The organism is Streptomyces sp. NPDC002403 (assembly GCF_053593015.1).
On the sequence record NZ_JBSFBQ010000023.1, the window covers coordinates 110,586 to 121,818 of the forward strand.

An 11,233-nucleotide genomic window follows, 5' to 3' on the forward strand; every position below is an offset into this window, starting at 1 on the left:
CTGGGGGGTGTTTCGGACGCTTCTTCGTGCAGGCTATGGGCGGGGCCCGGGGTACGGCATGTTCCGTTCGGGAGTGGTGCCCGCGCGCCGTTGTCCGTCACGGACATAGCGAGAGGGCGCGCGGCCCCGGGGGACGGGCGAAGACATCCCGCCGGACCGCGTCCGACAGGGTGATACGGGGCACTAGATTGATGGCTTCGGGCGCCCGCGCCCGGAGTTACCGGTCGGCGCTGGTCAGGGGACGAGGGACAGCAGATGGACACCGAGGGCACGTACGGCTCGCGCGACACCCGCTCCGGTAGCCCGGTGCCGCGCCCGGCGGGCCCGCCACCACCCGAGCTGCCGCCGAGGCCGGGACACGCCCCCGCCTCCGGTCCTCCGCTGGGGGTCTGGCTGCGCACGCCGCGCGCGGCGGCCGAGCCCGGCCTGTGGCGGTTCGGCCACAGGCCCAGGCCCGAGTCCGACCCCGACCGGGTGCCCGACCGGGCGCTGATCGGCGGCGCGGTGGTGGCGCTGCTCGCCGCCATGCTGGTGTGGTCCCTGTGGCGCAACGGATACGTGCCGCACAGCCGGATCCTCCTCGAAGTGGTCACACCGTCGGACTGGTGGGGGCTCGAACGCCCCGCGGCGGCCCTCACCGCCCTCGCCGTCTACAACAGCCTGGTCGCCGCCCTGGTGATCTGGGGCTTCGGACGGCTGGGCAACTGGCGCGAGGTGTTCCACCGGTACGCCGCCGACCACCCCCAGCCGCGCCGGGCGCTGGGCACCGCGCTGGCCGGGGCCGTCCTGGTCTGGTGCTTCGTCAACGCCGACGAGCTGCTGCCCTTCGACGACCTGGTGCTGGGCCTGACCCCCTACTCCTGGCTGTACGGCGGCACGGCCGAGGAGACCCTGGATCGCGTGGAGACCTTCAAGACCGTGTACCACCTGGTGGGCGCGGCCGCGATCCTCCTGCCGGTCGGTCGGGCCGGCGGCTGGCTCACCCTCGTACGGGAGCTGCGCGGCCGTGCGAAGCCCGGGCCGGAGCCGGAGAAGGCACCCGGTGAGAGCCCTGCCGACTGGCCCCAGCTGCGCGCCGCGGGCCGGCACACGGCCGCCGACCGGCTGGTTGCGGACGAGCGGGCCGGGCGGATGAACGACGTGGACTGCGTACGGATCCGGCGTGCCTGGCTCTCCGTGGAGGCCGACCCCTCGCGGATCGGGCCGTTCACCGACGCCGTGCTCGGCCAGGGCGCGGGGGCCTGTCCGCACCCCTCGGGCGACCGGGACCTGCCGGCCCGTGCCGCCACCCACGACCTGCTCACCTCGCAGGTGCGGCTCGGCCGGTACACCGACTCCGAGCGCAACCCGGCGGCCCGGCGGGGTGCGGGGGCCGCCGTCGACCCGGCTTCCCTGGGCTCCTCGCTGCTGGCCGTCGGGCCCTTCGGATCGGGCAGGACCCGGCACCTGGTGCGGCCGGTCGTGGAGTCGCTCGCACTCCAGGCCCTCGCCGGGAAGGCCGTCGTCGTGGCCGTCTGCGCGACGGGCACCCCGCTCGGCCCCGACGGGGGCTACGACGTGGTGATCAGGCCGGGCGACCCGTCCTGCGCCCACGACCTCGACCTGTACAGCGGGACCGACGACGCCGACGAGGCCGCAGCCCTGCTCGCCGAGGCGATCGCGGGCGACCTCCCCGACGTCGACGCGAGGCGGGCCACCACCGCCCTCGCCCAGCTGCTGGGCCCGTACCGGGCGGTCCACGACCGCTTCCCGTCCGTCCCGGTGCTGCGCGAGCTGCTCGACGGCTCTCCCGGCGCCCTCGCCGAGCTCCGCGCGCGGCTCGACAGCGAGGCGCACCGCTCCTACCTCCGTGAACTCGACACCCGGGCACGGCAGTCGGGCACCCCCGGCGACCCGGCGGTCCGGCTCGCCGACCGGCTCGCCGCCCTGGACCGGCCCGCCTTCGCCGGCTTCTTCGACACCACCGGCACGACCCGGCCCTTCTCGCTGCGCACCCTCGAACACCCGCTGCGGGTCCGCATCGACCTGCCGGAACGCGCCCACCCCGAGGCCGCCCGGCTGATCGCCCGGCTGGTGCTCGCCCAGTTCACCGCCGGGGCGGCCGCCCGCACGGACCGCTCGCTGTTCGCCTTCCTCGCCCTGGACGACGCCACGCACACCGTCACCGCCGAGTCCGTAAGGGCCGTGCAGCGGCTGCGGAACTGCAACGCCGGAGTCCTGCTCACCCTGCGCGGGCTGGACGACGTGCCGGAGAGCCTGCACACGGCCCTGCTCGGTTCGGTCGGCTGCCACATGGCCTTCTCGGGCGTCACGACCTGGGACGGGCGGCTCTTCGCGCAGGCGTGGGGCACCGAATGGGTGGAGACCACCGAGATCGCCAAGCACACGGTCTTCGCCGACCAGCCGCTGACCCGCGCCGTGCACGCCCTGCGCAAGCTCGTCACCGGCAAGGCGGTCACCACGGACGCGGTGACCGTGCGCCAGGTCGAGCGGGAGCGCTGGTCGGCCTCCGAACTGGCCCACCGGGTGCCCGCCGGACACGCGGTACTGTCCCTGACGACCGTGCGGGGCGAGCACGCGCCGCCGCTGCTGGTGGATCTGAACGGCTGAGCGGCCCGGGACGCGGCCAGGGGCCTTGGACGTGGTCATGCCGGACCCTGCCAGCCTGGCAGAATTGGCAGCAGCCGTTCATACGGGACGGCGAAAACCGACACCCCGAGGTCCCGCGGTCCCCATGCCCCTCACTCTCGCCTCGCTCGTCCAGCGTTCGGCGCTCAAGCTCACCGTGCGCGCGGGGGCGGACCGGCTCGACGCGCCCGTGCGCTGGGCGCACGCCAGCGAGCTGACCGACCCCGTGCCGTACATGGAGGGCGGCGAGTTCCTGCTCGTCACCGCCACCAACCTCGACGCCGAGAACCCCGAGGCGATGCGGCGGTACGTGCGGCGGCTGGCCGGGGCCGGAGTCGTCGGCCTGGGCTTCGCCGTCGGCGTCAACTACGACGAGGTGCCGAAGGCGCTGATCGACGCGGCCGAGGAAGCGGGGCTGCCGCTCCTCGAGGTGCCGCGCCGCACCCCGTTCATCGCCATCGCCAAGGCGGTCTCCTCCGCGATCGCCGAGGACCAGTACCGGGCCGTGACGGCCGGGTTCGAGGTCCAGCGGGAACTGACCAGGGCCGCACTCGCGGGCGACGGCCCCGGCGAACTCCTCACCCGCCTCGCCGCCCACCTCGACGGCTGGGCCGCGCTGTACGACGCGGCGGGCCAGGTCGTCGCCGCGGCCCCCGAATGGGCCGCCCGCCGAGCCGCCCGGCTCACCCCCGACGTCGAACGGCTGCGGGACCGCCCCGCCCCGGCCAGCATCGTGGTCGGCGACACCGACGACCGGGTCGAACTCCAGTCCCTGGGCACCGGCCGCCAGGTCAGGGGAGCACTCGCCGTCGGCACCGGCGCGGCGCTCGGCACCGCCGAGCGGTACGCCGTGCACTCCGCCGTCGCCCTGCTCACCCTGACCACCGCCCGCTCCCGGTCCCTCCAGGGCGCCGAGCAGCGCCTCGGCGCGGCGGTGCTGCGGATGCTGCTCGCCGGCCAGCCGGACCACGCCAGGGCCGTCGCCGGGGACCTGTACGGAGGGCTGCTCGACGCCCCGTTCCGGCTGCTCATCGCGGAGGCGTCCGAGCCGGCCACCCCTGCGCCGCTCGGCGAGGCGATGGAGGCGGCGGCCCTGCGGACCGGCGAGACCCTGCTGAGCGTCCCCGAGGGCGACCGGCTCGTCGTCCTCGCCGCGGACGGCGGAGCGGCGGTCGCGGCCTGCGCGGCGTACGCGGAGGCCCAGGAGGCACGGACGCCCGCCGAAGGGGCGAAGGCGGAGGAGGGCCAGGTGGTCGTGGGCCTCTCCGCGCCGGCGGGCCCGATCGCGGTCTCCGCCGCGTACAAGCAGGCCGAACAGGCCCTTTCGGTGGCCCGCCGCCGGGGCAGGGCGCTGGTCGAGCACGAGGAGCTGGCGGCCGGCTCGGTGCTCCCGCTGCTCGCGGACGACGCGGTACGGGCCTTCGCCGACGGGATGCTCCGCGCCCTGCACGAGCACGACGCCAAGGGCCGCGGCGACCTGGTGGCCTCGCTGCGGGCCTGGCTCGCCCACCACGGCCAGTGGGACGCCGCCGCGGCGGACCTGGGCGTGCACCGCCACACCCTGCGCTACCGGATGCGCCGGGTCGAGGAGATCCTGGGCCGCTCGCTGGACGATCCGGACGTCCGGATGGAGCTGTGGCTGGCGCTGAAGGCGACGAGCACCCCGTCGGTGCCGGAGGCGTAGCCACGCCGCCGGAGCCGGGGGCTCCGTCCGCATCCGACAAAGCGGCGCGTCCCCGGTGCGCACTGCTCCACCCCGGACAAACGCCAGGACGGCCGCGCGGCCCTACGGTGGGGGCAAGACACCCCCACCGCTCCGAAGGGCCGGAACCTCCATGACTTCCACCCACGCCTTCTGGCTCGCCGGCCGCCAGGCCACCGGCGAGGACAGCTTCGACGTCACCAACCCCTGGGACGGCCGTCTCGTCGGCACCGTCAGCGTGCCGACCGACGCCCAGATCGAGGAGGCCGTCGCGGCCGCGCACGCCGTGCGCGAGGAGTTCGCCGCGACCCCGGCGCACGTCCGGGCCGCCGCACTCGACCACGTCGTACGGCGTCTGGTGGAGCGCACCGAGGAGATCGCCCAGCTGATCTCCGCCGAGAACGGCAAGCCCATCAAGTGGGCCCGCGGCGAGGTCGGCCGCGCCGTCTCGGTGTTCCGGTTCGCCGCGGAGGAGGCCCGTCGCTTCAACGGCGGCGACGCCCAGCGCCTGGACACCGACGCCGGGGGCACCGGCCGTCTCGGCCTGACCCGCCGCTTCCCGCGCGGCGCGGTCCTCGGCATCGCCCCGTTCAACTTCCCGCTGAACCTGAGCGCCCACAAGGTGGCCCCGGCCATCGCCGTCGGTGCCCCGATCATCCTGAAGCCCGCCCCGGCCACCCCGATCTCCTCGCTGATCCTGGGCGAGCTGCTGGCCGAGACCGACCTGCCGGCCGGTTCCTGGTCCGTGCTGACGGTCCCCAACGACCGGATGCCCGCCCTGGTCCAGGACGAGCGCCTGCCCGTGATCTCCTTCACCGGGTCCGGCCCCGTCGGCTACGCGATCATGGAGTCGGTGCCGCGCAAGCACTGCACCCTGGAGCTCGGCGGCAACGGTGCCGCGGTCGTCCTCGGCGACTACGCCTCCGACGAGGACCTGGACTGGGCCGCGACCCGTATCGCGACCTTCTCCAACTACCAGGGCGGCCAGTCCTGCATCTCCGTGCAGCGCGTCATCGCGGACGCCTCGGTCTACGACCGGCTCCTCCCGAAGATCGTCGCCGCCGTCGAGGCACAGGTCACCGGCGACCCGTCGGACGCCACCACCGACGTCGGCCCGCTGGTCAGCGAGGACGCCGCCAAGCGCGTCGAGTCATGGGTCGACGAGGCCGTGCAGGCCGGCGCCCAGCTGCTCACCGGCGGCAAGCGGGACGGTGCCACCTACGCCCCGACCGTGCTCGCGGAGCTCCCGGACCATGTCACCCTCTCCGGCGAGGAGGTCTTCGGACCGGTGCTCTCCGTGCAGAAGGTGGATGGCGAGGCCGAGGCGTTCGAGGCCGTCAACTCCTCCAAGTACGGCCTGCAGGCAGGTGTGTTCACGCACGACCTGCAGACGGCCTTCCGCGCCCACCGCGCCCTCGAGGTCGGCGGCGTGATCATCGGCGACGTCCCCTCCTACCGCGCGGACCAGATGCCGTACGGCGGCGCCAAGCAGTCCGGCGTCGGCCGCGAGGGCGTCCGCTACGCCATGGACGACTACACCTACGAGCGCGTGCTGGTCCTCACCGGCCTCGCCCTGTAGTCCGCGAACAGGATCGAACCGATCCACCGACGTCGCCTGTGTTCCGCCTGGACAGCACGACACCAGGCGACAGCGGGACGGCCTGAACCCACTGTGCGGGGGTTCAGGCCGTTTCCGCGTTCCCGTCGCGTCCGCCACCGCAGGCGGGTCAGTGGAGTGGCTCCCGACCCGATCGGCGTCCGGCGGATGGTGGGCGTGCCGGGATTCGGGTACATACGGACGAGTAGAGCCGGTTGGTACCGGTGGGCGCTTCCCCACGCGGACCGGCCGCGTCCACCCACTCACTCGCGGCGAGGTGAGCTCCTCATGTCCGCACCATCCGCACCGAAGAACACGCCCAGAGTCACCGAGCGCGAAGCGCGCCAAGTGGCCGAGGCCGCACGCGATCAGGACTGGCACAAGCCGAGCTTCGCCAAGGAACTCTTCCTCGGGCGCTTCCGGCTCGACCTGATCCATCCGCATCCGCTGCCGCCCGCGGACGACGTGCGGCGCGGCGAGGCCTTCCTCGCCCGGCTGCGCCGGTTCTGCGAGACCAGGATCGACGGCGCCCTGATCGAGCGCGAGGCGAGAATCCCCGACGAGGTGATCAGCGGCCTCAAGGAGCTCGGCGCGCTCGGGATGAAGATCGACCCCAAGTACGGCGGCCTCGGCCTGACCCAGGTCTACTACAACAAGGCCCTCGCCCTGGTCGGCTCCGTGAGCCCGGCCATCGGCGCGCTGCTCTCCGCCCACCAGTCCATCGGTGTGCCGCAGCCGCTGAAACTCTTCGGCAGCCAGGAGCAGAAGGAGACCTTCCTGCCCCGGCTGGCCCGCACCGACATCTCGGCCTTCCTCCTCACCGAACCGGACGTCGGCTCCGACCCGGCCCGGCTCGCCACCTCGGCCGTCCCGGACGGACCCGACTACGTCCTGGACGGGGTGAAGCTCTGGACGACCAACGGCGTCGTCGCCGACCTGCTCGTCGTGATGGCCCGGGTGCCGAAGTCGGAAGGCCACAAGGGCGGCATCACGGCCTTCGTCGTCGAGGCGGACTCCCCGGGCATCACCGTCGAGAACCGCAACGCCTTCATGGGCCTGCGCGGCCTGGAGAACGGCGTCACCCGCTTCCATCAGGTCCGGGTCCCGGCCGCGAACCGGATCGGCCCCGAGGGCGCCGGGCTCAAGATCGCCCTCACCACGCTCAACACGGGACGGCTCTCGCTGCCCGCCATGTGCGTCGGCGCCGGCAAGTGGTGCCTGAAGATCGCCCGCGAATGGTCCGCGGTACGTGAGCAGTGGGGCAGGCCGGTCGCCCGGCACGAGGCCGTCGGAGCGAAGATCTCCTTCATCGCCGCGACCACCTTCGCACTCGAAGCCGTGGTCGACCTCTCCTCGCAGATGGCGGACGAGAACCGCAACGACATCCGCATCGAGGCCGCCCTCGCCAAGCTGTACGGCTCCGAGATGGGCTGTCTGATGGCCGATGAACTCGTCCAGATCCGGGGCGGACGCGGCTTCGAGACCGCCGATTCCCTCGCCGCCCGCGGCGAGCGGGCCGTCCCCGCCGAACAGCTCCTGCGCGATCTGCGGATCAACCGGATCTTCGAGGGCTCGACCGAGATCATGCATCTGCTGATCGCCCGCGAGGCCGTGGACGCCCATCTGAAGGTCGCCGGAGACATCATCGACCCCGACAAGCCCCTCTCCGCCAAGGCGAGGGCGGGCGCGAACGCGGCCGGCTTCTACGCCCGCTGGCTGCCCAGACTCGTCGCGGGGCCCGGGCAACTCCCGCGCACGTACGGGGAGTTCAACCCGTCCGGCCACCCCGACCTCTCCGCCCACCTGCGCTACGTCGAGCGCGCCTCCCGCAAGCTCGCGCGCTCCACCTTCTACGCCATGTCGCGCTGGCAGGGCCGGATGGAGACCAAGCAGGGCTTCCTCGGACGGATCGTCGACATCGGCGCGGAACTCTTCGCGATGAGCGCCGCCTGCGTACGCGCCGAACTGCTGCGCTCCTCCGGCGACCACGGAGGCGAGGCCTACCGGCTCGCCGATGTGTTCTGCCACCAGTCCCGCGTCCGGGTCGAGGAGCTCTTCACCCGCCTGTGGTCCAACACCGACGACCTGGACCGGCGCCTGGTCGACGGCGTCCTGTCCGGTGCGTACACCTGGCTGGAGGAGGGCGTCATCGACCCGAGCGGCGAGGGACCGTGGATCGCCGACGCGTCCCCGGGGCCGTCCACCCGGGAGAACGTCCACCGGACCGTGCGCTGAACCACCGGCCGGGCGGGGCGCCCCCACCCACCGGGACGCGCCCCGCCCGGCCGCGCGCGGCAGGGCACCGGACCCGCGCCGCCACCGGCCCGGGCGTCCCGTCCGCTCCGGCGTACGGGACGCACTGTCCACACCCACGGGCGATGCGGCAACAATGGGGGGCATGAGCGACAGCCCTGCCCCCCTCGCCGACCCGCACCTCGTCTTCGATGCAGCGGAAGGCCGCCGGGATCTCGTCATCCTCGGCTCCACCGGATCCGTCGGCACCCAGGCCATCGACCTGGTGCTGCGCAACCCCGACCGCTTCCGCGTCACCGCGCTCTCCGCCGCCGGCGGACGGGTCGCCCTCCTCGCCGAGCAGGCGCGGCGGCTGCGGGTGCGCACCGTGGCCGTCGCCGCACCGGACGCCGTACCGGCCCTGCGCGAGGCGCTGCGCGAGCAGTACGGGGCGGGCGAGCCGCTCCCCGAGATCCTGGCAGGGCCCGACGCAGCCGCGCAGCTGGCCGCGAGCGACTGCCACACCGTGCTCAACGGAATCACCGGCTCGATCGGTCTGGCCCCCACGCTCGCCGCGCTGGAGGCGGGCCGCACGCTCGCCCTGGCCAACAAGGAGTCGCTGATCGTCGGCGGCCCGCTCGTCAAGGCGCTGGCGAAGCCCGGCCAGATCATCCCGGTCGACTCCGAACACGCCGCGCTCTTCCAGGCGCTGGGCGCCGGCACCCGAGCCGACGTGCGCAAGCTCGTCGTCACCGCCTCCGGCGGCCCCTTCCGGGGGCGGACCAGGAGCGAGCTGTCGGACGTCACACGCGAGCAGGCCCTCGCCCACCCGACCTGGGCCATGGGACCGGTCATCACGATCAACTCCGCCACCCTCGTCAACAAGGGACTGGAGGTCATCGAGGCCCATCTCCTCTACGACATCCCGTTCGACCGGATCGAGGTCGTGGTCCACCCCCAGTCGTACGTTCACTCCATGGTGGAGTTCACCGACGGCTCCACCCTCGCCCAGGCCACGCCCCCGGACATGAGGGGCCCGATCGCCATCGGCCTCGGCTGGCCCGCCCGCATCCCGGACGCCGCTCCCGCCTTCGACTGGTCGAAGGCGTCCAGCTGGGAGTTCTTCCCCCTCGACAACGAGGCCTTCCCCTCCGTGGGACTGGCCAGACACGTCGGCACGCTCGGCGCCACCGCACCGGCCGTCTTCAACGCCGCCAACGAGGAATGCGTCGACGCATTCCTCGCCGGACGGCTGCCGTTCAACGGAATCATGGATACGGTCACCGCGGTGGTGACCGAACACGGCACCCCCGCCACGGGAACTTCGCTCACGGTCGCAGACGTCCTGGAAGCGGAGACCTGGGCACGCGCCCGGGCCCGTGAACTCTCGGCGAAAGCGACAGCGGAGGCGCGCGCATGAGTATTACGACGGTCCTGTTGACGATTCTGGGCATCGTCGTCTTCGCCATCGGTCTGCTGTTCTCGATCGCCTGGCACGAGCTCGGGCACCTGTCGACGGCCAAGCTCTTCGGCATCCGCGTCCCCCAGTACATGGTCGGTTTCGGCCCGACGGTCTGGTCCCGGAAGAAGGGCGACACCGAGTACGGGATCAAGGCCATCCCGGCCGGCGGCTACATCCGCATGATCGGCATGTTCCCGCCGGGAGAGGACGGGCGCCTGGAGGCGCGGTCCACCTCCCCGTGGCGCGGCATGATCGAGGACGCCAGGTCCGCCGCCTTCGAAGAGCTCGAACCGGGTGACGAGAAGCGGCTCTTCTACACGCGCAAGCCCTGGAAGCGCGTCATCGTGATGTTCGCCGGGCCGTTCATGAACCTGGTCCTCGCCGTCGCGATCTTCCTCGGTGTGGCGATGACCTTCGGCTTCCAGACCCAGACCACCGAGGTGGCCGGCGTCCAGAAGTGCGTGATCGAGCAGAGCGAGAACCGCGACAAGTGCAAGAAGTCCGACCCGGTCTCGCCCGCACTGGCGGCGGGGCTCAAGAAGGGCGACACGATCGTCGCCTTCGACGGACAGAAGGTCGACGACTGGGCCACGCTCTCCGACAAGATCCGCGACACCATCGGCCCCGCCACCATCACGGTCCGGCGCGACGGCCAGGAGAAGACCCTCCATGCCGTTCTCAAGCAGAACCTGGTGGCGAAGAAGGACTCCAAGGGCGAGGTGGTCCCCGGCGACTTCGTGAAGGCCGGCTACCTCGGCTTTGCCGCCCAGACCGAGATCGTCCCGCTCTCCTTCGGCGACTCGGTCGTCCGCATGGGAGACATGGTCGAGAACGGCGTTCACTCGATCATCGCCCTCCCGTCCAAGATCCCGGGCCTGTGGGACGCCGCCTTCGGCGACGGCGAGCGGGCTGCGGACTCCCCGGTCGGTGTGGTCGGCGCGGCCAGGATCGGCGGCGAGGTGATGACGCTCGACGTCCCGGCGACGAGTCAGATCGCGATGATGCTGTTCCTGCTGGCGGGCTTCAACCTCTCGCTGTTCCTCTTCAACATGCTGCCCCTGCTGCCGCTCGACGGCGGGCACATCGCCGGCGCGCTCTGGGAGGCCCTGCGCCGCAATGTGGCACGGGTCTTCCGGCGCCCGGACCCGGGCCCCTTCGACGTGGCCAAGCTGATGCCGGTCGCCTATGTCGTCGCCGGTGTCTTCATCTGCTTCACGCTGCTGGTGCTGGTCGCCGACATCGTGAATCCCGTCAAGATCTCCTGACCCGACGGTCACCCGTGCACCACGAGTGACGGCCCGGCACACAGTGTGTGCCGGGCCCTCGCATTTCTGTGGCGATCCCGGACGCGGTGTGCTCCGGGCCGCCGCCGGTGCCGTAACCTCGAAGGCCGGAGCCCGCCGATCTCGGGACCTTGATCCACACCTTGGGGATGCTCAGCGCATGACTGCGATTTCTCTCGGAATTCCGTCCGTTCCGACCAAGCTCGCCGACCGGAGGGTCAGCCGCAAGATCCAGGTCGGGTCGGTTGCGGTGGGCGGGGATGCGCCGGTGTCGGTGCAGTCGATGACGACGACGCGTACGTCGGACGTGGGTGCGACGTTGCAGCAGA

7 protein-coding genes are annotated in these 11,233 nt (G+C 72.6%); all 7 read left to right on the forward strand.

Going from position 1 to position 11,233, the window contains the following annotated elements; genetic code table 11:
- Window positions 1–255: 255 nt before the first annotated feature.
- Window positions 256–2,610: an ATP/GTP-binding protein gene (locus ACWCPY_RS24325; RefSeq protein ID WP_451268163.1), complete on the forward strand. Its 2,355-nt coding sequence runs from the start codon at window positions 256–258 to the stop codon at window positions 2,608–2,610.
- Between the two features lie 124 nt (window positions 2,611–2,734).
- Window positions 2,735–4,312: a PucR family transcriptional regulator gene (locus tag ACWCPY_RS24330; RefSeq protein WP_451268165.1), complete on the forward strand. Its 1,578-nt coding sequence runs from the start codon at window positions 2,735–2,737 to the stop codon at window positions 4,310–4,312.
- A gap of 151 nt (window positions 4,313–4,463) precedes the next feature.
- The gene (locus tag ACWCPY_RS24335; RefSeq protein ID WP_451268167.1) at window positions 4,464–5,909 is read left to right on the forward strand and encodes an aldehyde dehydrogenase family protein; all 1,446 of its coding nucleotides are present in this window, start codon (window positions 4,464–4,466) and stop codon (window positions 5,907–5,909) included.
- 306 nt (window positions 5,910–6,215) lie between these two features.
- On the forward strand, window positions 6,216–8,162 hold the full coding sequence (locus ACWCPY_RS24340) for an acyl-CoA dehydrogenase family protein (RefSeq protein WP_451268169.1): 1,947 nt from the start codon (window positions 6,216–6,218) through the stop codon (window positions 8,160–8,162).
- Between the two features lie 163 nt (window positions 8,163–8,325).
- Window positions 8,326–9,579 carry a 1-deoxy-D-xylulose-5-phosphate reductoisomerase gene (gene dxr / locus ACWCPY_RS24345; protein WP_451268171.1) on the forward strand — a complete coding sequence of 418 codons (1,254 nt, stop codon included), beginning with the start codon at window positions 8,326–8,328 and terminating at the stop codon, window positions 9,577–9,579.
- Window positions 9,576–10,886 (forward strand): M50 family metallopeptidase, encoded by a 1,311-nt coding sequence (locus ACWCPY_RS24350; RefSeq protein WP_451268173.1) that lies wholly within the window; start codon window positions 9,576–9,578, stop codon window positions 10,884–10,886. The genes dxr and ACWCPY_RS24350 overlap by 4 nt, the downstream gene beginning before the upstream one ends.
- A gap of 178 nt (window positions 10,887–11,064) precedes the next feature.
- The coding region (locus ACWCPY_RS24355; RefSeq protein WP_391728474.1) for a flavodoxin-dependent (E)-4-hydroxy-3-methylbut-2-enyl-diphosphate synthase at window positions 11,065–11,233 on the forward strand (169 nt) is incomplete at its 3' end.

Bases quoted from the DNA above. Each gene is read 5' to 3' on its own strand.
- ACWCPY_RS24335 (WP_451268167.1), top strand. From the start codon at position 4,464: ATGACTTCCACCCACGCCTTCTGGCTCGCCGGCCGCCAGGCCACCGGC.
- ACWCPY_RS24325 (WP_451268163.1), top strand. From the start codon at position 256: ATGGACACCGAGGGCACGTACGGCTCGCGCGACACCCGCTCCGGTAGC.
- ACWCPY_RS24350 (WP_451268173.1), top strand. From the start codon at position 9,576: ATGAGTATTACGACGGTCCTGTTGACGATTCTGGGCATCGTCGTCTTC.
- dxr (WP_451268171.1), top strand. From the start codon at position 8,326: ATGAGCGACAGCCCTGCCCCCCTCGCCGACCCGCACCTCGTCTTCGAT.
- ACWCPY_RS24340 (WP_451268169.1), top strand. From the start codon at position 6,216: ATGTCCGCACCATCCGCACCGAAGAACACGCCCAGAGTCACCGAGCGC.
- ACWCPY_RS24330 (WP_451268165.1), top strand. From the start codon at position 2,735: ATGCCCCTCACTCTCGCCTCGCTCGTCCAGCGTTCGGCGCTCAAGCTC.